Origin of the sequence: Microbacterium sp. cf332, from assembly GCF_900102175.1 — a bacterium.
GTDB lineage: Bacteria > Actinomycetota > Actinomycetes > Actinomycetales > Microbacteriaceae > Microbacterium.
In genome coordinates this window covers 122258-142411 of sequence record NZ_FNKN01000002.1, presented here as the reverse complement: position 1 = coordinate 142411, position 20154 = coordinate 122258, and the positions used below count along the sequence as shown (strand labels likewise).

The window sequence follows — 20154 nt, the reverse complement described above, 5'->3', positions numbered from 1 at the left end:
ATACACTTTCACGATCCGCCTCGTAGGATCGACCACATGACCGACACCGCGCCACCGGGGCGCCGCGAGCGCAAAAAGGCGGCGACCCGCAAGCGCATCTCCGACGTCGCGACACGGATGTTCCTCGATCGGGGCTTCGACGAGGTCAGCATCCGCGAGATCGCCGAGGCCGCCGATGTGTCGCCGACGACGGTGTTCGCGCACTTCAGCCAGAAAGAGGCGCTCGTCTTCGACGAGGAGGACGAGCAGCGCGACCGTCTCGTCGCGGCAGTCCGCGATCGGACGCCCGGTGCCACCGTCTCGCAGGCCATCCATGACTACTACGCCCGTGAGGCGTCGACGAACGCCGCCGAACACGGCGACGACGTCATGCGCATCTTCCTGGACTTCCTGAACCGCACGCCCTCGCTCCGCGACTACGCGGCGCGGATGTGGCTGCGGCACGAGGGCGCCCTCGCCGACGCCATCGCCGCGGAGCTCGGCGCGGGTGAGCCGAGCGCCGAGGTGCGGGTCTTCGCGCGCTTCGTGCTGCAGATCCAGACCATGGTCAACGAGAGCGATCAGCCCGAGAAGACCCTCGCGGCCGGGTTCGCCGTACTCGAGAACGGCTGGAGCGCCATCGAGCGGCGGGTCGTCGACCGCTGAGCGCCGGGCGATCTTGCGCATTTCTTGAGGTTCACCCGTGGACCTGTTGCGCCTTCCTTGCGCGAGCGGATCGATGATCGAAGCACACCCGGTCCCGGGGACGCTGCCCGAACGGCGCTCACGGGACCGGGTGCCCTCGTTGAGGGGTTTTCCGCGCGGGCGCAAGTGGGTCGGTTTCACGCGCCTCTCCGCCTAGCGTCGAGTCATGAGCGATCAGACCATCCCCACGCCCGACGAGCCGACGTTCCCCGCCCCGGCCGAGCCGACCGTTCCCGTTCCCACCGAGCCGACGGCGCCCGCCCCCGGCGAACCGGGCGCCCCGACGCCGACCGCGGCCGGCGACGACGCTGCGGGCCCGTCCGACGGCGACACGCTCGGCGGAACCGAGGGGGGCGGCCAGGGCTCGCCGGTCAAGGACCCCGAGAACTGGGTCACCGGCGATGAGCCCATGACCGGCCCCCAGCGCAGCTACCTCGACACCCTCGCGCGCGAGGCGGGGGAGGAGCTGCCCGGCAACCTCACCAAGGCCGAGGCATCCGAGCACATCGACCGGCTCCAGGGCGCGACCGGCCGCGGCGAGTAGCACCCGCTCGGGCCGGTCGCACCGGCGACCCGTCGTGCAGAGCGCGGATGCCGGTCAGTCGGCGTCCGCGCTCGGCTGCGGTCGTGCCGAGCGGACACGGAACCACAGGCTGAGCTCACGCGCTGCGCGGAGCGTGGCGCTCGGGTCGTGGGCGTTCTCGAGATCGTCGAAGGTGTCGCGGAACCCGGCGGGCGCGGCACCCGTCGTCTCGGCGATGGGCTGGTAGCCCATGGTCCAGTCGCTGAACTCGCGGCTCACGATCGGCTGCTCGATGAGCACCCGCATGTCGGAGTGGCGGTCGTCGCGGCCGATCACGGCGACAAGGTCGCGGACGGTCTTCTCCGGCCCTTCGAGCACCTGCACGAACCGTCCGCCGCGGTAGAGCAGCATCCCGGTCAGATCCTTCGCCGCATTCGAGGCGCGGCTCTGGGCGAGCAGCTCGGCCAGCTCGTCGTCGCCGAACGGCGTGCGCGCGTTGCTCGTGTAGAGGACCGAGAGCAGGCCATCGGATGTCGGTGTCATCGGATCTCCCGGAGTTCGATGGGCTGCGGGTCGTCGAGACCGTCGGCAGGAGCGGGGGTGGCCAGCGCGCGCATCGCGGCGGTGAGCTCGGGGAACGAGCCGACGCAGCGTGAGCGTGAGTCGTATGCGAGGTAGCGGCCGTCGGGCTGCCGGTCGATGTAGCCCACGAACTCGCCCGTGCGGCTGCCGACGTGGAAGCCGTCCTCCACGCGTGCCCAGACGATGCCGCTCGCGGGGCGCCGCCCGGCCTCCGGCGCGTGCCCGCCGACGGCGGTCATCGTGCCACCACGGCGCGGGGCACCCAGACGAGGGCTCCCGCCGCGATGAAGGTCGCCGCGCCGACGACGTGGGCCGCGACCCAGACCGCGTCGTCGAGGGCGACGGGGACGACGGGATTCCACAGAACGGCGACGGCGACCATCGGAAGCGCCCACCACCACTGTCGGGCCTGCACAGCGAACCACGCGATGATCAGGGCGAGGATCGCGACGACGAACGAGACGGCCATGGCGAACTCGCCGCCGATCAGCGGGATGCCGGCGATGAGCGCAGCCGCTCCCAGGATGCCGGGGGCGAGCGCGTTGCGCTGGCGCTGCGGCTGCGCGGCGGGGCGGACGGATCTGGAGGCCATGCGGACGTTTCTCTCGGGGTGGGCGGCGCGACGGGTCGCGGTCGTTCGATCGTAGGAGGTCAGTCCGTCGCGGACGCCATGCTTGACGCGGCGTCGGAAACCGTCATGGCCGCGACCGGATCGGCGAGGAGCGCGGCGAAGGCCGTCTCGGCGGCTCCGACCAGCAGGCGGTCGTCGCCGAGCTCCGCCGTGCGGACGATCGGCGCCGCACCCGAGATGGTCTGGCGGGCGATCGCCGCGGCGAACTCCTCGACGTCGCTCTCGACGAGCGGGGCGAGGAACCCGCCGAGCACCACGACCTCGGGGTCGAGGACGTTGACGGCGCTCGCGACCGCCGAGGCGAGGATGCGGCGCTGACGTCGCATCTCGTCGAGCGCAGCGGGGTTCGTGGTGGCGTGCACCGCGTCGCGGAGCTCGGCGTCGTCGGCGCCGGGCAGCCCGAGCGACGCGACGAGGCGGTGCTGGCTGACCTCGTCCTCGAGGGCGGCGCGGTCGCCCGAGCGGCGGTCCGCGGCGTCCTCGAAGATCGCGGGATTGTGGCCGAATTCGCCCGCGAGCCCCCGCGCGCCGCCGACGAGGGCGCCACCCACGACGAGCCCGCCGCCGATGCCGCTCGCTCCGCCGTTGAGGTAGATGACGTCGGTCGCCCCGCGCGCCGCGCCGAACAGATACTCGGCGTGGGCGCCGTACGAGGCGTCGTTCCCGACCGTGGTCGTGACGCCGGTCGCCGCGACGACGAGGTCGGCGAGCGGTGCGTCGGTCCAGCGCAGATGGGGGGCGTGCACCACGAGGCCCGCCGCGGGCTCGACGAGTCCGGGCACCGCGATGCCGACGCCGACGAGGTGCGCCGACGCGAGCGGCCCGTCGCGCCACTCGCGGAGCGTCGCGGCGACGAGCCCGGCCAGCGCATCGGGGCCGATGAGTCCCGTGGTGACCGCGCGACGGCGCGCGTGCACGCGGCGATCGAGGCCGACGGCGGCGAGTGTGACGGCGTCGACCTCGGGGTTCACGGCCACCGCGACGACGTCGGGACGTGCGGTGATGACGGGGGAGGGGCGTCCGATCCGGCCCTCGGCTGCGCCGGCCGTCTCGGTGACGAGATCGAGGCGCGCGAGCTCCGCGGTGAGGGCCCCGATCGTGGAGCGGTTGAGCGCGAGCTCCGCGGTCAGGGCGGCCCGCGAGATGGGCCCGTCCCGGTGGACGGTGACGAGCATCCGGGCGAGGTTGGCGCGCCGGACGAGCTCAGCGGTTCCGGGCGCGACACTCACGCGCACAGCCTACGAGAACGCAGTTTGTTGACGCACAAGACAAATAGACCTACAGTGAGGGCGCAGCAATCGACGCGAAGGAGCACGCATGCGCACCCCGACCCCCGCCGACAAGTTCACGTTCGGACTCTGGACGATCGGCTACAACGGCACCGACCCCTTCGGCGGGCCCACGCGCCCCCCGCTCGATGTCGTCCACGCGGTCGAGAAGCTCGCGGAGCTCGGGGCCGCCGGTCTGACCTTCCACGACGACGACCTGTTCGCGTTCGGCTCGAGCGACAGCGAGCGCCAGACCCAGATCGACCGCCTGAAGGGCGCGCTGGCCGACACGGGGCTCACGGTCCCCATGGTCACGACCAACCTCTTCAGCGCTCCCGTCTTCAAGGACGGCGGCTTTACCTCGAACGACCGGGCTGTGCGCCGATTCGCGATCCGCAAGGTGCTGCGCCAGATCGATCTCGGTGCGGAACTCGGTGCCGAGACCTTCGTCATGTGGGGCGGCCGCGAGGGCGCGGAGTACGACTCGGCGAAGGACGTACGGCAAGCGCTCGAACGCTATCGCGAGGCCGTGAACTTCCTCGGTGACTACGTCGTCGAGAAAGGCTACGACCTGCGCTTCGCGATCGAGCCGAAGCCGAATGAACCGCGCGGCGACATCCTGCTTCCGACCGTCGGTCACGCGCTCGCCTTCATCGAGTCGCTCGAGCGGCCCGAGCTGGTGGGCCTGAACCCCGAGGTCGGCCACGAGCAGATGGCGGGGCTCAACTTCGCCGCCGGCATCGCGCAGGCGCTGTACCACGGCAAGCTCTTCCACATCGATCTCAACGGTCAGCGCGGCATCAAATACGACCAGGACCTCGTGTTCGGCCACGGTGATCTGCACAACGCGTTCGCGCTCGTCGATCTGCTCGAGAACGGCGGCCCGAACGGAGGTCCGGCCTACGAGGGCCCGCGCCACTTCGACTACAAGCCGAGCCGCACCGAGGACGAGACCGGGGTCTGGGACTCGGCCGCTGCGAACATGCGCACCTACCTGCTGCTCAAGGAGCGGGCCGCGGCGTTCCGCGCCGACCCCGAGGTGCAGGAGGCGCTCGAAGCGGCTCGTGTCGCCGAGCTCGCACAGCCGACCTTCGGCGCGGGCGAGACGTACGACGACTTCGTCGCCGACCGCTCGGCATACGAGGACTTCGACACCGACGCGTACCTGGGCGGCAAGGGCTTCGGCTTCGTGCGCCTGCAGCAGCTCGCGACCGAGCACCTGCTCGGCGCCCGCTGACCCGCGGCATCCGCCGTCTGAACCGCGAGACCCCACTCGCGCCCCGAGACGCTGGGTTCGCCCCACGGTCTCGGGGCGCGAGTGAGGTCTCGCGGATGCCGTGAGAGAGAGGATGCCGGCATGGTGCTGGTCATGGGCGTGGACTCGTCGACGCAGGCGTGCAAGGTCGTGATCGTCGATGCCGACACGGGTGAGCTCGTGCGAGAGGGGCGCGCGGCGCACCCGGCGGGCACAAGCGTCGACCCGGAAGCGTGGTGGGCCGCGCTCCGGACGGCCATCGACGCGGCGGGCGGCATGGCCGACGTCGCAGCCTGGTCGATCGGCGGCCAGCAGCACGGCATGGTCGCCCTCGACGAGCGCGGCACCGTCGTGCGCGACGCGCTGCTGTGGAACGACACCCGCTCGGCCCGGGCGGCGGCCGACCTCGTGGCCGAGTTCGGCGCCGAGCGGCTCGCCGAGCGCACGGGGCTCGTTCCGGTCGCGTCGTTCACGATCAGCAAGCTGCGGTGGCTCCGCGACCACGAGCCCGCCAACGCGGCCCGCACGGCCGCGGTCGCCCTGCCCCACGACTGGCTCACCTGGCGTCTGCGGGGCTTCGGCCCCGGTGCGGACGCGCGGCTCGACGAGCTCGTGACCGACCGGTCCGACGCATCGGGGACCGGCTATTGGAGCGCGGCGACCGGCGCGTACGACCGCGAGCTGCTCGTCGCAGCGCTCGGTCACGACGCGCGGCTGCCACGCGTGCTCGCCGCCGACGAATGGGTGGTCGACGCCGACGGGCGCCGCGTCGCGCCCGGAGCCGGGGACAACGCCGCGTCCGCCCTGGGCGTCGGTGCGGGCGTGGGCGACGTCGTCGTCTCGATCGGCACGTCGGGCACGGTCTTCGCCGTCAGCGAGACCGCCACGGTCGACCCGACCGGCACGGTCGCGGGGTTCGCGTCGGCCGACGGCCACCATCTGCCCCTGGTGTGCACGCTCAACGCCGCCCGGGTGCTCGATGCGACCGCGGTGCTGCTGGCGGTCGATCACGACGAGCTGTCACGCCTGGCGTTGTCGGCCGAGCCCGGCGCGGGCGGTCTCGCGCTCGTGCCCTACTTCGAGGGCGAGCGCACGCCGAACCTGCCCGACGCCACGGCATCCGTCACCGGTATGACCCTCGCATCGACGACCCGCGCCAACCTCGCGCGCGCAGCCGTCGAGGGGATGCTGTCGGGCCTCGGCGCCGGCCTCGACGCGCTGCGCGAGCAGGGCGTGCCGCTGCGCCGAGTGCTGCTCGTCGGCGGCGGGGCGCGCTCGGCGGCGGTTCAGCGCATCGCACCGCTCGTGTTCGGTCTCGAGGTCGAGGTGCCGGAGCCCGGCGAGTACGTCGCGCTCGGAGCTGCAGAACAGGCACGACGCGTGCTCGCCGCACTCTGACCCGCCGGCGCGACGCGTTCCCCGCGCAGCGCCGGTTCTCGACGCTCAGCCGTGCGGCCCGGGTCAGACGTGATCGCGCCAGGAGTGGGTCGGCACGTACCCGAGCAGGCGCCGGGCCTTCTCGGTGGAGAAGAGCGACGTGTTCGTGCCGAGGTCGCCGCGCACCTCGACGTCGGGGAAGACCTCGGCCACGAGCTCGGCGTTCGGACGCGACATGACGGTGTCGGCCGCCGCGATGAGGAACCGGTCGAACCCGGCGGGGGCGTTCTCGAGCGCGCGCTGCACGGCCTGAGCGCCGTCGCGGGCGTCGATGTAGCTCCACGCGTTCCACTTGCGCGACGTCGCATCGGGGTCGAACGAGGGGAACTCGGCGTAATCCTCGGGCACCATGACGTTCGAGAAGCGCAGCGCGGTGATCGACAGGCCCGGGTGCCACCGCACGAGTTCGATCGCGAGCTGCTCTTCGAGGTGCTTCACGAGCGAGTACACCGACTCGGGGCGCGCGGGGTACTCCTCGTCGACCGGGAGGTACGGCGGCGGCACGTCGAACGGGAGTCCTTGCACGGTCTCGCTCGAGGCGTAGACGATGCGGTCGACGCCGAGGCGCGTCGCCGCGTGGAAGACGTTGAAGGTCGCGGCCATGTTGTTGTGGAAGGTCGCGATGTCGGGACGGATGCCGGGGGCCGGGACGGCGCCGAGGTGCACGATCGCGTCGACGCCGTCGTGGCGGTCGCCCACCGCTCCGAACGCGTCGACGACCTGTCCGTAGTCGGTGAGGTCGATCTGCACGAAGGCGGGGCCGCGGGCTCCCACCACGTCGAAGCCGATGACCTCGTGGCCGGCCGCCGTGAGCTCACGAGCGACGACCGTCCCCAGTTTTCCGGATGATCCCGTCAGTGCGATCCGCATGACCCCAGCGTCGCACACGGCGGGGCACCCCCGGGCGGCTAGGCTCGATCCTCATGGCTGCCGGGGCGACGATCCACACATTCGATGCGACACTCGCCGACGTCGATCGAGGCGTGTACGAGTCGTTCGCCCTCCGCGTCGCCCGGCACCCCTCCGAGACCGACGCGTTCATGCTGACGCGGCTGCTCGCCTACTGCCTCGAGTACGAGGAGGGCATCGACTTCACCGAGGGCATCGCCGCGAAGGACGAGCCCGCCGTGCTCGTCCGCGACCTCACGGGCACGATCCTCGCCTGGATCGAGGTGGGAGCCCCGGATGCCGCACGACTGCACACGGGAAGCAAGCAGGCCGAGCGCGTGGCGGTCTACACCCAGCGCAACCCCGGCCCGGTCGCAGCCGTCTGGGCGGGGAAGAAGATCCACCGCGTGTCGGAGATCCAGCTGCACAGCTTCGAGCCCGGTTTCATCGACACGCTCGTGTCGGCGCTGGATCGTCGGAACACCGTGACGGTCTCGGTGACCGAGCGTCATCTGTACGTCGAGCTCAACGGCGTGACCGCGGAGTCCGACGTGATCTCTCAGCCGGCGGGCTGAGCCGCCGCCCCGGCCGCGGCGTCGGTGGCCGTGCCGGTGGATGCCGCGGACGATCGCGGCGGTTCGGGCGCGTCGGAGACGAACACGTCGACACCCGCTTCCGTCAGCACGAACTGCATCGCGGTACCGACGGGGTAGCGCTCGAGGAGCTCCTCGGGCTGATCCTCTCGGACGACGAACGAGACGGCCGCCGGGAACGCCCCCGCCGAGCAGCCCTGGTTCATGAAACCCGTCCAGGAGTCGTTCGTCGACGATTCGACATCGGAGACCCGGGTGACGAAGACGCAGGTGTTGGCGTTGTCGTCGGGTGCCCAGATGATGTCGGTCTGGAACACGGCGAGACCCAGGAAGGGTTCGAACGACTGCCCCTGCTGCTCGTCCGCGTAGCTCCCGAAGAACGCCGGGAGCTGCGCCCCGGTGGGCAACAGGGTCGTGACATGGGTCACGTTCGCGTCGGCGGGGAGCGCCGTGGCCGTCCGAGCGGTGCGCGCCGTCGCGAACGCGGTGACCCCGACGGCGAGGACGGCGACCGCCACGAGAGAGCCCGCCCACGTGAGGACCGCCCGCAGCGGTGGCCGCCGCCTCGCACGTGCGCGAGATCCGGCGTCGTCGTCATCGGATGCCGCCGCCCCGTCGCCGTCGTGGGAGGCATCCGCTCCGTCTTCCGGTTCCGCGTCGTCCGGACGCGCGGCCCGGCGGTCCGCCCGCAGCGCGCCGAACGTCGGCACGGCGTCGACGATCGACGGCGGGGCGGGCTCCGGCTCCGGTTCGGGATCGTGGGCCGCGGCGACCCGACGTCGGCGCTCGCGCTCCTCGAGCTCTGCCAAGCGGGCCAGCGCGGCGGGATCCGCGGCGATGTCGCCGCCCGGCGCGTACGCGCGGGACCGGAGCGTCCGGAGTTCGGCGGTGACACCCTCGTCCATCCTTGAATCGTGGCACACGCGGCGGCGCCCGGGACCCGCCGACGACAAGTCGGGTGCTAGCACGGCCCCGGCGCCGCGTCGATCGTCCAGCGGATCCCGAGCGGATGCCGCTAGCTTTGTGCAATGATGCATCGAGCCGTACCGGCCTCCGACTCCGACAGTCCCAGCGCCCGGGTGACCCCGGGCGCGTCCCGCCTCGAGAGCGAGGTCGGCCGATGAACGGCGATCTCCTCCTCAACATCGCCCTCGTCGTCGTCTTCGTCCTCATCGGCGGCGTGTTCGCCGCGACCGAGATGGCGCTCGTGACACTGCGCGAGAGCCAGGTGAATGCTCTCGCGCTGCGCGGCAAGCGCGGCGAGAAGGTCGCGTCGCTCGCGCGCAACCCGAACCGGTTCCTCTCGGCCGTGCAGATCGGCGTCACGGTCGCCGGTTTCGCCTCGGCCGCCTACGGCGCGTCGTCGATCGCGCCGTCGCTGGCGCCGCTCCTGGTGTCGTGGGGGCTGAACGAGGCCGCCGCGCCGACGGTCGCGACGATCGTGCTGACCCTGATCATCGCCTACCTCTCGCTCGTGCTGGGCGAGCTCGTGCCCAAGCGGCTCGCGATCCAGCGGAACGCCGCTTTCGCCTACGGGGTGGCGCCGGTGCTGAACGGCTTCGCGACGCTGATGCGGCCGGTGATCTGGCTCCTCTCCATCTCGACGAACGCCCTCGTCCGCCTGCTCGGCGGTGACCCGAACAAGACGGGCGAGGAGCTCAGCGACGAGGAGCTGCGCGACATCGTCTCGAGCCACGAGGGGCTGCCGGAGGACGAACGCCGCATCCTCGACGACGTCCTCTCGCTCCGCGACCGCCAGCTCAGCGAGGTCATGCGCCCTCGCCCCGAAGTCGTGTCGCTGCCCGGCCGCGACACCGTGGGCGAGGCCGCCGCGCTGGTGCGCGACCTGCCGCACTCGCGGTATCCGATCATCGACCAGACGATCGACGACGTCGTCGGCTTCGTGCACGTGCGCGACCTGCTCGACGCCGCGAGCACCGACGACACGCAGGCGCTCGAGTCGATCGTGCGGCCCATCCGCTACCTCCCCTCGACCGCGCGCCTGCTGCCGACGCTCACGTCGATGCGGGCGGAGGGCAGCCAGATCGCGGTCGTCGTCGACGAGTACGGCGGCACCGACGGCATCGTGACGCTCGAGGATCTGGTCGAGGAGGTCGTCGGCGAGATCGTCGACGAGTACGACACCGAGGCGATGCCGCATCCGCTGGCCGGCGAAGGCGGCGCCGTCGACGGCCGGCTCAACCTGCAGGACTTCGAGGAGGCTACCGGCATCTCCATCCCCCGTGGCACCTCCGACACCGTCGCAGGCTTCGTCATCGAGCAGCTCGGGCGCCTCGCCCGCGTGGGCGATCGGATCGAGGTCGACGGTGCGACGATCGAGGTCACGCGGCTCGACCGGCGCCGCATCGCCGAGCTGCACGTGTCGCGCGCGCCGGCGGACCCCGCGGAGTCGATGCCGTCGGACGGCTAAACTGGCGGGAGGTGCGTCGGGAAGTCTGGTCGACACATCCGCCGGCGATCGCCGGCGGAGGACGAGAGGCTTCATCCTATGTACGACGCACTTCCCCGCCGAGCCCGCCTGCGCCGGTGGCTGTCGCGAGAGACGACAGGCGGCGCGCTGCTCCTCGGGGCTGCCGCCCTCGCGCTGATCTGGGCCAACTCGCCCCTCGCTGACTCGTACCGGGCCCTGTCGCAGTTCACGATCGGTCCCGCCGCACTCCACCTGGATCTGTCGCTGTCGGCCTGGGCGGCCGACGGTCTGCTGGCGCTCTTCTTCTTCGTCGTGGGCGTCGAGCTCAAGCACGAGTTCGTCGCCGGCAGCCTGCGGCGCCCGCGCGAGGCCGCCGTGCCCGTGCTCGCGGCCGTCGGCGGCATGATGCTGCCGGCCATCCTGTTCACCGCGGTCGTGCTCGTCGCGGGCGACACGGGCGCGCTGCGCGGCTGGGCGATCCCCACCGCGACCGACATCGCCTTCGCGCTGGCCGTCCTGGCGATCTTCGGCCGAGGCCTGCCGCCGGGATTGCGCACCTTCCTCCTGACGCTCGCCGTCGTCGACGACCTGCTCGCCATCGTGATCATCGCGGTCTTCTACACCGCCACCATCCACGTGCTGGCGCTCGCGGTCGCCCTGGCAGCCGCCGCCGTCTTCGCGGTCGTCGTCCGGCAGCGGTGGGCCCGCTGGTGGGTGCTGCTGCCCCTCGGCCTCGTCGTGTGGGGATTCCTGCACGCGTCAGGCGTCCACGCGACGATCGCGGGGGTGCTGCTCGGCTTCGCCGTGCCGGCCCGGCCGCTCCGGGGCGAGAGCGTCGCGCGCACCGACACGTACGACGATCTCGTGCGGCCGTTCTCCTCGGGCATCGCCCTGCCCGTCTTCGCCTTCTTCGCCGCAGGCGTCGGTGTCGTCGGCACGAGCGATCCGATCGCCGTCGTCGCGCAGCCGGTGGTGCTCGCGATCGTGGTCGGTCTCGTCGTCGGCAAGGCGGTGGGCGTACTCGCGACGACCGCGCTCGTGACCCGCCTCACGCCGCTGCGGCTGCCGGACGGCGTCGGTATGCGCGACCTGCTGCCCATCGGGCTGCTCTGCGGCATCGGCTTCACCGTCTCGCTGCTCATCACGGGTCTCTCGTTCACCGACGGCGTGCACACCGACGGCGCTCGTCTCGGCGTGCTGCTGGGCACCCTCCTCTCCGCCACGGGGGCGGCCGCGCTGCTCGCTCGCAGCGCTCGGCGCGCCCGTGCGGCGGCGGACGACGGGGCGCCGGCCGACGCGATCGACGGCGAGGGTCCCGCGCTCGGGTTCGACCGCGATCGGTGACGGCGGGCGCTCGGGGCGCGCGCCCACGGACCTGTGGGCGTGTCAATGCCCCGCGTGCCGCTCGCGCACCCTCCGGAACGCGTCTTAGGATGCCGGGGTGCCCGATGTCCCGACGCCCACGCATTACTGGTATCCGTCGGACGCGGACGTTCCGGGCAACCCTCGCGAGCGCGGCATCGCCGTCCTGCAGGCCTTCCGTCTGTATCGGGCGGCCGAGGCGGCCATGCGCCGCCGGACGCGGGACTCGATGTCGATGGGCGAGAACGAGCTGCTCGTCCTGCGTTACCTCATCAAGGCGCACGGCGAGGGACGCCTCGTCGGACCGACCGAGCTCTCGCGCTACCTCGGCATCTCGACCGCCTCGACGACCGCGCTGATCGACCGATTGCAGAAGTCCGGCCACGTGACACGTCAGGCCCACCCGAGCGATCGTCGGAGCGTCCATGTCGTCGCGACCGAGAAGTCCGACGACGAGGTGCGCGAGACGCTCGGACGGATGCACGAGCGCATGATCGCCGCGGTCGACGGTATGACACCGGAGGAGGCGCGAGCGGTCATCGCCTGCCTCGGCCGTCTGCAGCGGGCCGTCGACGAGGTCGACGCACACGCGCCCGACCCGCGCGCGGAGCAGGCGCGGAGCGACCGCGCCTGACGGGTAGCTAGTCAACGGAGAAAGCCCGCGAATTGACATTCGTCAGGCGATCGAACGCGTGACAGCATGGGAACATGTGTTCGCTTCCGGTGACCCCCAGTGAGGAGCGGTTCGCCATCGAGGGACAGGTGGTGACATCGTTCTCCGGTGTCGTCGCGCGCCTCGCGGCGGCCCATCCCTCCCTCGCCGTCGTCGATGTGGAGCGTGTCGTCCTGCGCGAGTGGGACGCCTTCAGCGGCAGCCGCCCGATCGTCGTTCCGATCGGCGTCGAAGAGGGTGCCACGGAGATGCTCGAGATCGAGGCGTCCGCCGAGGTCGACGGATAACGTTCGACGATCACCCGGTCCGTCGTATTCTGGACCGCCTTCGGCGGGTTAGGCTCGCAGCGTGGGCCGATTCATCTACGACACGCTGGGGAACTCCGTCGAGATCGACGACCGGACTCTGGCGCATCTGCGCATCGTGATCATGAACAAGTTGCGCCGCTCGGAGCCGTTCATGTTCGACATCGACCTGCCGCGCGGGGGTGAGCGTCGCAGCTATTGGATCCACCCGTCGGTGCCGCTGCAGTTCCACTTCTCGGGCAGCCGGCAGCCGCGCATCAACCGCCACTGGGTCGAAGAGCTCATGCAGGTCGCGAGCGGTCCGGCCGGGCTGAGCATCGTGCCCGAGCCCGTCGACGACGGCGCGCCCGAGCTCGGCTGACTCCGTCCGCCGCGTCAGGCGGTGGCGTCGTTCTCGGCTCGTGAGACGGCGCCGGGATCGTCGAGGTGCTCGGTGATCACCATGATGCCGCCGGAGGAGTTGGCGGAGTTCGCCATCTCCTCGACCCACTCGCGGCTGAGCGTCGTGGGCTCGGGATCGTCGAAGACGAAGCGCAACGGGATGGAGGGGTGCAGCCACACCGTGCTGCGTCCGGCAGGCTCGCCGTCGGGGTGTCGCCACGAGAGCGTGAAGCTCTCGCCGCGCCGCAGCTTCGTAGCGATGACGACCTTGAGGTGCGCCAGCGTGCGGTCGTCGATGTGGATCGGCGATGCGCCGTCTCCGTAGTAGATCGTGCCCACGGTCCCCACACTAAACCGCATCGAGGCGAACCGGAATGCGGTTGTCAAGGCCTCGACGCCCGGTGGATCGCGGACGAGAGTGGACGGCGATGAGCATCGATCCGCGACCCGAGGAAGAATCCGAGCCGATGAGCCCCGGCTCGCTCGACGATGACATCTTCGCGGACCTGCCTGCCTTCGACGTCGTCGACGGCGAACTGATGCCGCGGGCACGCAAGCCTCGCCGGTGACGACTGTCGGCGGCTCTGACGGCATGGCACTCGACGACCCGGCCCGGGACGATCCGGCATCCGACGGGGACCAGTTCGACGCCGCCGCGGCAGAGCTGCTGAGCGTCGCGCCCCGGGAGTTCATCCCGGCGCGCACCCGCCGCGCCGGGGACGCCGACCCGGGTCTCGCCGCTCGGATCCGCACGGTGCGGAAGCCGACGGTCGCGGCGTGGGCGGTCAATCTCATCAGCCACGACGCGACGTTCCGCGAGGCGCTCGACCTGTCGGCCGCGCTGCGCGAGGCGCAGGACGACCTCGATGCCGCGGAACTGGCTCGGCTCGGGGGGCGACGGCGCGCCCTCGTCGCGGCTCTTGCGCGCCGCGCGACCGACCTCGCCGCCGAGGCCGGCGTCGCGCTCGCGCCCGCTGCGCGGGACGAGGTCGAGCGCACGATCAACGCCGCCATCGTCGACGCGGTCGCGGGAGCGATCGTCGCCTCGGGGCGCCTCGTGCGGACGCTCGAGGCGGGCTCGGTCGAGTCCGGAGATCTTGCCGATCGCGTGGCGGGCTCCATCCCGGGAGTGCAGGAGGTCGCCCCACCGGCACGAGACGACCTCGCCGAGCGCCGTGCCCGGCGTGTGGCCGAGAAGGAGCGGCGCGAGGCGCAGCGTGCCGCGAGCGACGCACGCCGGGCGCTGACGCGTGCGGAGGAGCGAGGCGCGTCGGCGCGTGAGAGGGCTGATCGGCTGCACGATCGCGCCGAGGAGCTCCGGCGCGATCTCGCTCGTGTCATGGCCGATGCCGAGAGCGCGGACGCGACGGTCGACGAGCTCGACCGGGAGGTCGGCGACGCGCGCGCTGCGCTCGCGGCGGCGGAGCGCAAGGTGGCCGCGGCCGGCGACGGCGATCAATAGCATCGAGGCATGGCGCCCACCGCGATCGAACTCATCGCCGATGCCCGCGCGCGCCTGGCGGGGGTGCCCCGTGAGCGGCTCGGGGTGCGGAGCGAGGGACGCCGCCTGCTCGGATTCGGCCGCGCCACCCGCATCCTGCCGGTCGGCGACGCCTGGCACCTCGGCGTGCTGCTGATCGCCGATGAGGAGGTCTTCGCGACGGGCGAGCTGCTGCGGGCGCGCGCCGAGGCGATCCGCGGGTACACCGCCGAGGCGCAGCGCGCTCGGTCGGAGCGCGCTGCGGCGGCGTTCCGCGGGGGATTCGCCGAGGGAGAGGTGGCCCACCTCGACTGGACGCAGATCGACGTCGACGCCGTCGACGCGGGCGGGGCCTCGGGCCCACTCGCTCGCATCGACGGCGTCGTGACGGTGACCTTCGCCGCGGGCGCGCGGATGCCGCTGGCGGCCTACCTCGACGATCGGATCGCACTGCTGCCCTGATCCGGGCCCGGTCGACCGGTAGGTGCGTCGCGCGGTCTCAGGTGTCGGATCGACCGCCGGTCTGTCGGAGCCGCCGCGCCTCGGCGCGCTCCTCCTCCTCCTTCTTCGCCGTCTTCTCGATGCGCGTCGTGTCGCGGGGCGGCAGCTGGATGCTCTCCTCGGCCGGCATGCCGGCCTGCAGCTCGCGGCCTCGTTCGAGCTCGGCGTCGAACTCGGCGCCGAACAGCAGCGCCAGGTTCGTGATCCACAGCCAGAGCAGGAAGATGATGACGCCGGCGAACGACCCGTAGGTGCGCTCGTAGTTCGAGAAGTTGGCGACGTAGACGCCGAAGCCCAGGGTTGCGACGGCGAGCACGACGATGGCGATGACGGCGCCCCAGCTGATCCAGCGGAACTTCGGCTGCTTCGCGTTGGGACCGAAGTAGTAGAGCACGGCGACGAGGACGACGACGAGGAAGGCGAGGACGGGCCACTTCGCGATCTGCCAGATGAGCACCGCCGTGCTCCCGAGGCCGATCGCGGCGCCGATGGCCTCCGCCACCGGGCCCGACACGACGAGCAGCACGAGGGCGATCACGACGAGCGCGACGGCGAGCAGGGTGACGCCCAGCTGCAGCGGCTTGAGCTTGAGGAAGGGGCGGCCTTCGTCGATCTCCCAGATGCGGTTCATGGCCCGGCTGAACGCTCCCACATAGCCTGAGGCCGACCACAGCGCCAGCACGACGCCCGACACGAGCGCGAATCCTGCCGCCGGCGAGGTGGCGATCTCCTCGATCGGGCCGCGGAGCGTGTCGGCGGCGCCGCCGGGAGCGACCTGGCCGACGATGTCGAGCACGGCGTCCGCCGCCTGCTGCCCTTGTCCGATCACGCCGAGCAGCGAGAAGATGGCGAGGAGCGCGGGGAACGCCGACAGCACCGCATAGTAGGTGAGGCCGGCGGCCAGGTCGGGGCTCTGGTCGCGGCTGAACTCGCGGATCGTGCGCTTGAGCACGTGCTTCCACGACGGCTTCTCGACGTCGGTGATCGAGTCCGGCTTGGCGGGGTGCTCGGCGTCGGGGCCGTCGGTTCTCTGGTGGCTCATGTCTCTCCTCGGGGTCGGATGCGCCGCGGTCGGCTCGGGCGTGGGTGCAGGGTGACGCGACCGTGCACCGGGAGGCGGGCGATGCCGTCCCGGTGCACGGGGTGCGGCGGCGGTGGCCGCCGCGGATCGTCAGGTGCCGCTGACGTTGTCGCGCGCCTCGTGCGCGCGGTCGGTGACGCTGTCGACGCCGCCCCGCGCCTCGCTCGTGACGTGGGACACGGCTTCGGTGGCACTGTCCTTGACCGCGGCCACGGCTTCCTGCGCCGGCTCCGTCAGGTCGGACCCCACCTGCTGCGCGACGCTCTTCACCTCGTCGACGAGCGGCTGCGCCTGCTCCTTGACGTCGGCGGCGAGCCCCTTCTCCTTGGCGGACGCCGGGATGAGCGATGCGACGAGCAGGCCGCCCGCGAACGCCATGAGCCCGACGGCGAGCGGGTTGCCCTCTGCCTTGGCGCCCACCTTGTGCACCGCTCCCGACACACCCTCGGCGACGGACGAGCCGGCACCGTGGATCGATGAGCCTGCGTCGTCGGCGGCGCCCATGACGCGGTCGCGGACCGAGCCCAGCGCACCCTTGATCTTGTCGGTCTGTCGCTGGGCGATCTTCGACGGCGTCACCTTGTCGACGAGCGCGTCGGTGTCCTGGCTCAGCTCGCGACGCTTGCGCTCGATGTCGGCGCGGATCGCTTCCGGTGAATCGGTCATCGGTTCTCCTCATTTCTCTTGAGTGCGTCGGGGATCCTGCCCAGGGTCTCCGCGGTCTTCGGCGCGCCCTGGACCTTCTTCAGCTGGCCGCGTCCGGCGACGAACAGGACGGCGGCGACGATGCCCCAGATGACGGCGACGATCACCGCCGACCAGCCGAGGCCGACGAGCTGTCCGATCGCCCACCACAGGGCCACCGACAGGAAGAAGACGGCCATGAGTGCGGCGTATCCGGCGCCGCCGAGCATTCCGGCGCCCTTTCCCGCCCGGGAGCCGGACTCCTTCAGCTCGGCCTTCGCGAGGTTGATCTCCTGGCGCATCAGCTCCGACAGGTCGCGCGTCACCTCGCCCAGCAGGTCGCCGAGCGACGTCGTGGCCGCCTGCTGCTCGGACGGCGTCGGGTTATCGGTCATCGCGCGTCTCCCCGAGGCCTTCGGTGTAAGGCTCGTCCGAGCTCCGCTCGCGCGAGGTGTCGTACAGCGGTGTGGGCTCGGCCGCGTCGGGACCTCCGAAGGGTTCGTCGAGCGGTGCGCCGACCGGGGCCGGTGAGGGTGCGGACGGCGCGGCGGGGATGCCCGTGGCTGCGGCGCCCGGCACGCCGAAGGGCTCGTCGAGCGGTGCGCCGACCGGGGCCGGTGAGGGTGCCGACGGGCGTGCAGGCACCCCGGACGGGGAATCGGCGGGGGTGGATGTGCTCGGTCCGGACGCGGCGTCGTGCTCCTCCTTCGCGCCCTCGGCGAGAGCACGGGTCAGCCGGCCGGCGACGGCACCGGCCAGGAGGGCGCCGGCGATGAAGACGCCCGGCTTGCGACGGGCGAAGCTCTTCACCTCGCTCACGAGCGATCCGGGGTCGCGCTGGGAGAGCCAGTCGGAGGCGCCGCTGACGCGGCTCGAGACCTGGCGGACGAGGTCCGTCGCGATGCCGGGGTTCTCGGACCCCTGCGCGAGCGACTCGAGCTCGTCGCCGATCGAGCGCAGGCCATCCGCGACCCGCTGCTGCTGCGACGCGGCTTGCTCCGTGAGCTCGTGCTTCGTCTGGGAGTAGACCTGTTTCGCCTGCGACTTGGCCTCGGAGGCGACGGTCGCCGCCTCGTGCTTCGCCGTGTCGACGACGTGGCCGGCCTCGGCCTTCGCCGTTCCGGCGACCTCGCCGGCCTCGGCCTTCGCCGTCTCGGCCGTGCCGGATCCTGATCCTGCCTGCGAGCCGGACGTCGGCTCACCGTAGTTCTGCGACATCGGTTCTCCTTTCGGTACCGCTTGCTTCCGCGGGGTGCCGATGTAACGCCTGCGCCGGGCGATCGGGCTCGGGGCTTGACGAGGCCGAAGCGCTGTGGGATGAGCGCGCGGGTATCCCGACGAGCGACGACCCGACGCGAACGGTCGTCACCGCACCGGGTGCGGCGCCGTTCCCGTCGGGTCGCGCAGCGGGGTGGGGAGTTCTCCCCATCGACCTGGTGGGACTCGGGCGGATAGGTTTTCTGTGTCGGCTCCGGAGGGGGGTCGGGACATCTACTTTCAGGAGGGCCGTCATGGCTGATTTCGGTGCGTCTTATGCGGAGATGGAGCAGGTTGCGAACTCGCTGTCGCAGGCTCGTGATGACATTCAGGGTCAGCTCGACACCCTGAAGTCGCAGGTGGACACGTTGCTGGGTGATGACTTCAAGACCCAGCACGCGTCGGGCAAGTTCGGTGAGGGGTATTCGGAGCTGACGACGGGTCTGAAGAACGCGGTCGATGGCATCAACGACATGTCCGACTCGCTGCTGGGCATGATGCGCGCGATCCAGGACCTGGACCAGCAGCTCGCCGGCAGCTGACGCCGAGATGTCGGTTCGGCTCTCGTACGACGAGATCGGCGCGCTGTACACCAATCTGATCGCAACGCAGACGGAGTTCGACAACGCTTCGACGCGCGCGAGCGATCTCGCTTCCGATATCGACCGTCCGTACGATCGCGGAGAGCTCCGCGACGAGGCGAACACGTTCGAGAGCCAGTGGGACGATCGCCGGGGCAAGCTCAACGACGGGCTGGAGTCGGTGATCAACCGTGCCAAGACGGTCCTCGAGGGGTTCGGGGACTTCGATCTCGAGTCGGCGGCGCAGATGGCGGCGCAGATGCAGGAAACCGGGTAGGGACAGGCAGATGGCTACGCACGATTCCCCGCGCGGCCGACCGGTCGAGGTGGTCGTCGGAAACGCCGGGCTGATCAACGCCCGAGGGACTCAGGTCGTCAACCTGGGTTCCGCCATGTCGGACGCCGCGGCGCTGCTCGACCGCCTCGTGGCGGACGGAGCCGACATGGAGGGCTCCGCGATCGACAAGCTGCGCGAGGCCGGCGAAGAGGTCTATCGCGAGCTCGGACGCGCCGCCGACCTGTATGTGGCGGTCGGCCCCTTCATCCGCGATTACGGCACCGCGCTGGGCGACGTGCAGGGTCGGATGCAGTCGAGCGTGCCCGCCGCCGACGATGCGTGGGCGACCCTGCAATCGCGTCGTGATCAGGCGGTGGAGGCGGAGAACGCGCGGCTGAACCAGTCGAACTCCACGCCTTCCGTCGACCCGGCCGAGTCGGACGCGGCGCAGCAGCGGGCCGACGAAGACGCCGCGGACGCGCTCGCGGCCCGTGACGCCGCCTACGACCTGTGGGAGGCGGCGGGCGACGCGTTCGATGCCGATTACGACGCGTGGGAATCGGCCTTCGAGACCGCGGTGTCGGGGATCCGCGGTGCCACGCAGGATGGTGTGCAGGATTCCTTCTGGGACAACCTCGACGGACTCGTGTCGTTCGTCCTCGACGTCCTCGCGATCGCAGGCATGGTCCTCGCGGTGCTTGCGCTCGTCGTCGGCGGGCCGATCGTCGCCATGCTCGCCCTCGCCGTCGGGGTGCTATCGCTCGTGCTGACCATCTATCAGGCGACCCGCGGCGACGCGGGCCCCGTCGAGGTCGGCCTCGCGATCCTCGGTGTCTTCCCGTTCGGCGCCCTGGGCGAGTTCGCCTCCGGCGGCATCGGATCGGGTATGCGTGCGTGGACGGGACTGTCGCGCGGTGGCTTGTCGGTGGCGGACGACGCCGCGCGGTGGAGCCTCAGCCTCAGTGGCGGTCTCCCCGACTTCGTGTCGAACATGCGCGGTCTGGGCGGCAGCGGGGCGGGCTTCCTGTCGCTCGGGGGGAACAGCTTCGAGTTCATGTCGGACCTGGTGACGGGTTTCGACAATGACATGTGGCGGGTCGTCGGCGAGCTCGGCACGATGCCGCAGCAGGCCGCTTACGCAACGGATGCGGCGGGCAGCTTCGTCGGGAACGTCGCGAACATCTTCAGCTATGGCGAGAACATCATCGACGTCGGTTCCGGATCGTTCCTGAACCTGGCCGATCTCCGCTGGTGAGGCCGGCCCGGATCACGCGGCTCGG

27 protein-coding genes are annotated in these 20154 nt (G+C 71.4%); 16 read left to right on the top strand and 11 right to left on the bottom strand.

Annotated features, from left to right (window positions below):
* Nucleotides 1-36 precede the first annotated feature (36 nt).
* Nucleotides 37-645 (top strand): TetR/AcrR family transcriptional regulator, encoded by a 609-nt coding sequence (locus tag BLT21_RS07715; RefSeq protein ID WP_091500863.1) that lies wholly within the window; start codon nucleotides 37-39, stop codon nucleotides 643-645.
* A gap of 220 nt (nucleotides 646-865) precedes the next feature.
* Nucleotides 866-1228, top strand: a complete 363-nt coding sequence (locus BLT21_RS15940; protein ID WP_143024979.1) for a DUF3072 domain-containing protein — start codon at nucleotides 866-868, stop codon at nucleotides 1226-1228.
* Between the two features lie 54 nt (nucleotides 1229-1282).
* On the opposite strand, the gene BLT21_RS07705 is transcribed toward BLT21_RS15940, so the two are convergent.
* The 4 genes from BLT21_RS07705 to BLT21_RS07690 are packed head-to-tail and all read right to left on the bottom strand — an operon-like array spanning nucleotide 1283 to nucleotide 3649.
* On the bottom strand, nucleotides 1283-1750 hold the full coding sequence (locus BLT21_RS07705; protein ID WP_091500861.1) for a BLUF domain-containing protein: 468 nt from the start codon (nucleotides 1748-1750) through the stop codon (nucleotides 1283-1285).
* Nucleotides 1747-2028 (bottom strand): hypothetical protein, encoded by a 282-nt coding sequence (locus BLT21_RS07700; RefSeq protein ID WP_091500860.1) that lies wholly within the window; start codon nucleotides 2026-2028, stop codon nucleotides 1747-1749. The genes BLT21_RS07705 and BLT21_RS07700 overlap by 4 nt, the downstream gene beginning before the upstream one ends.
* Entirely contained in the window at nucleotides 2025-2381 is a 357-nt protein-coding gene (locus BLT21_RS07695; RefSeq protein ID WP_091500859.1) for a DUF6804 family protein, read from the bottom strand. The genes BLT21_RS07700 and BLT21_RS07695 overlap by 4 nt, the downstream gene beginning before the upstream one ends.
* Before the next feature lie 59 nt (nucleotides 2382-2440).
* Nucleotides 2441-3649 carry an ROK family protein gene (locus tag BLT21_RS07690; RefSeq protein WP_256335984.1) on the bottom strand — a complete coding sequence of 403 codons (1209 nt, stop codon included), beginning with the start codon at nucleotides 3647-3649 and terminating at the stop codon, nucleotides 2441-2443.
* Nucleotides 3650-3737: 88 nt separating this feature from the next.
* Between BLT21_RS07690 and xylA the strand changes: the two genes are divergently transcribed.
* Together xylA and xylB are read left to right on the top strand one after the other, a co-directional pair.
* Nucleotides 3738-4925: a xylose isomerase gene (gene xylA, locus BLT21_RS07685; RefSeq protein WP_091500858.1), complete on the top strand. Its 1188-nt coding sequence runs from the start codon at nucleotides 3738-3740 to the stop codon at nucleotides 4923-4925.
* 120 nt (nucleotides 4926-5045) lie between these two features.
* Nucleotides 5046-6341: a xylulokinase gene (gene xylB / locus BLT21_RS07680; RefSeq protein WP_176786839.1), complete on the top strand. Its 1296-nt coding sequence runs from the start codon at nucleotides 5046-5048 to the stop codon at nucleotides 6339-6341.
* 63 nt (nucleotides 6342-6404) lie between these two features.
* Here the strand turns inward: xylB and BLT21_RS07675 are convergent, their stop codons facing one another.
* Complete coding sequence (locus BLT21_RS07675) at nucleotides 6405-7250, bottom strand: NAD-dependent epimerase/dehydratase family protein (RefSeq protein ID WP_091500857.1); 846 nt, start codon at nucleotides 7248-7250, stop codon at nucleotides 6405-6407.
* A gap of 53 nt (nucleotides 7251-7303) precedes the next feature.
* Here BLT21_RS07675 and BLT21_RS07670 point away from each other — a divergent pair, with 53 nt between their 5' ends.
* Nucleotides 7304-7843, top strand: coding sequence for a YaeQ family protein (locus BLT21_RS07670; protein ID WP_091500856.1), 540 nt, complete (start codon nucleotides 7304-7306; stop codon nucleotides 7841-7843).
* On the opposite strand, the gene BLT21_RS07665 is transcribed toward BLT21_RS07670, so the two are convergent.
* Nucleotides 7828-8766, bottom strand: coding sequence for a hypothetical protein (locus BLT21_RS07665; RefSeq protein ID WP_091500855.1), 939 nt, complete (start codon nucleotides 8764-8766; stop codon nucleotides 7828-7830). The genes BLT21_RS07670 and BLT21_RS07665 overlap by 16 nt on opposite strands.
* 215 nt (nucleotides 8767-8981) lie before the next feature.
* Between BLT21_RS07665 and BLT21_RS07660 the strand changes: the two genes are divergently transcribed.
* From BLT21_RS07660 to BLT21_RS07640, 5 genes are all read left to right on the top strand, one after another.
* Nucleotides 8982-10292, top strand: coding sequence for a hemolysin family protein (locus tag BLT21_RS07660; protein WP_091500854.1), 1311 nt, complete (start codon nucleotides 8982-8984; stop codon nucleotides 10290-10292).
* A gap of 78 nt (nucleotides 10293-10370) precedes the next feature.
* Complete coding sequence (nhaA, locus tag BLT21_RS07655) at nucleotides 10371-11636, top strand: Na+/H+ antiporter NhaA (protein ID WP_091500853.1); 1266 nt, start codon at nucleotides 10371-10373, stop codon at nucleotides 11634-11636.
* 97 nt (nucleotides 11637-11733) lie between these two features.
* On the top strand, nucleotides 11734-12288 hold the full coding sequence (locus BLT21_RS07650) for a MarR family winged helix-turn-helix transcriptional regulator (RefSeq protein ID WP_256335983.1): 555 nt from the start codon (nucleotides 11734-11736) through the stop codon (nucleotides 12286-12288).
* Nucleotides 12289-12362: 74 nt separating this feature from the next.
* Entirely contained in the window at nucleotides 12363-12614 is a 252-nt protein-coding gene (locus tag BLT21_RS07645; RefSeq protein ID WP_143024954.1) for a hypothetical protein, read from the top strand.
* Between the two features lie 61 nt (nucleotides 12615-12675).
* Entirely contained in the window at nucleotides 12676-12993 is a 318-nt protein-coding gene (locus tag BLT21_RS07640) for a DUF7882 family protein (protein WP_091500851.1), read from the top strand.
* A 14-nt stretch (nucleotides 12994-13007) separates the two neighbouring features.
* Here the strand turns inward: BLT21_RS07640 and BLT21_RS07635 are convergent, their stop codons facing one another.
* The gene (locus BLT21_RS07635; protein WP_091502141.1) at nucleotides 13008-13352 is read right to left on the bottom strand and encodes a DUF7882 family protein; all 345 of its coding nucleotides are present in this window, start codon (nucleotides 13350-13352) and stop codon (nucleotides 13008-13010) included.
* An 89-nt stretch (nucleotides 13353-13441) separates the two neighbouring features.
* Here BLT21_RS07635 and BLT21_RS15630 point away from each other — a divergent pair, with 89 nt between their 5' ends.
* The 3 genes from BLT21_RS15630 to BLT21_RS07625 are packed head-to-tail and all read left to right on the top strand — an operon-like array spanning nucleotide 13442 to nucleotide 14955.
* On the top strand, nucleotides 13442-13582 hold the full coding sequence (locus tag BLT21_RS15630) for a hypothetical protein (protein WP_176786838.1): 141 nt from the start codon (nucleotides 13442-13444) through the stop codon (nucleotides 13580-13582).
* On the top strand, nucleotides 13579-14475 hold the full coding sequence (locus BLT21_RS15625; RefSeq protein ID WP_256335982.1) for a transposase: 897 nt from the start codon (nucleotides 13579-13581) through the stop codon (nucleotides 14473-14475). The genes BLT21_RS15630 and BLT21_RS15625 overlap by 4 nt, the downstream gene beginning before the upstream one ends.
* Nucleotides 14476-14484: 9 nt before the next feature.
* The gene (locus BLT21_RS07625; protein WP_091500849.1) at nucleotides 14485-14955 is read left to right on the top strand and encodes a glutaminase; all 471 of its coding nucleotides are present in this window, start codon (nucleotides 14485-14487) and stop codon (nucleotides 14953-14955) included.
* A gap of 37 nt (nucleotides 14956-14992) precedes the next feature.
* On the opposite strand, the gene BLT21_RS07620 is transcribed toward BLT21_RS07625, so the two are convergent.
* From BLT21_RS07620 to BLT21_RS07605, 4 genes are all read right to left on the bottom strand, one after another.
* A complete protein-coding gene (locus BLT21_RS07620) occupies nucleotides 14993-16036 on the bottom strand; it encodes a YihY/virulence factor BrkB family protein (RefSeq protein WP_091500848.1) in 1044 nt (347 codons plus the stop codon).
* Nucleotides 16037-16165: 129 nt separating this feature from the next.
* On the bottom strand, nucleotides 16166-16741 hold the full coding sequence (locus BLT21_RS07615) for a DUF3618 domain-containing protein (protein ID WP_091500847.1): 576 nt from the start codon (nucleotides 16739-16741) through the stop codon (nucleotides 16166-16168).
* Nucleotides 16738-17154 (bottom strand): phage holin family protein, encoded by a 417-nt coding sequence (locus BLT21_RS07610; protein WP_091500846.1) that lies wholly within the window; start codon nucleotides 17152-17154, stop codon nucleotides 16738-16740. Before BLT21_RS07610 ends, BLT21_RS07615 begins: the two co-directional genes overlap by 4 nt.
* Nucleotides 17144-17977, bottom strand: coding sequence for a hypothetical protein (locus tag BLT21_RS07605; RefSeq protein WP_091500845.1), 834 nt, complete (start codon nucleotides 17975-17977; stop codon nucleotides 17144-17146). The genes BLT21_RS07610 and BLT21_RS07605 overlap by 11 nt, the downstream gene beginning before the upstream one ends.
* 293 nt (nucleotides 17978-18270) lie before the next feature.
* On the opposite strand from BLT21_RS07605, the gene BLT21_RS07600 reads away from it, so the two are divergent.
* From BLT21_RS07600 to BLT21_RS07590, 3 genes are read left to right on the top strand one after another with little or no spacing between them, the layout of a single operon-like run.
* On the top strand, nucleotides 18271-18558 hold the full coding sequence (locus tag BLT21_RS07600) for a WXG100 family type VII secretion target (protein ID WP_091500844.1): 288 nt from the start codon (nucleotides 18271-18273) through the stop codon (nucleotides 18556-18558).
* Nucleotides 18559-18565: 7 nt separating this feature from the next.
* Nucleotides 18566-18874 carry a hypothetical protein gene (locus tag BLT21_RS07595; RefSeq protein WP_091500843.1) on the top strand — a complete coding sequence of 103 codons (309 nt, stop codon included), beginning with the start codon at nucleotides 18566-18568 and terminating at the stop codon, nucleotides 18872-18874.
* A gap of 10 nt (nucleotides 18875-18884) precedes the next feature.
* Nucleotides 18885-20129, top strand: coding sequence for a hypothetical protein (locus BLT21_RS07590; protein WP_091500842.1), 1245 nt, complete (start codon nucleotides 18885-18887; stop codon nucleotides 20127-20129).
* The last annotated feature ends 25 nt before the right edge of the window (nucleotides 20130-20154 follow it).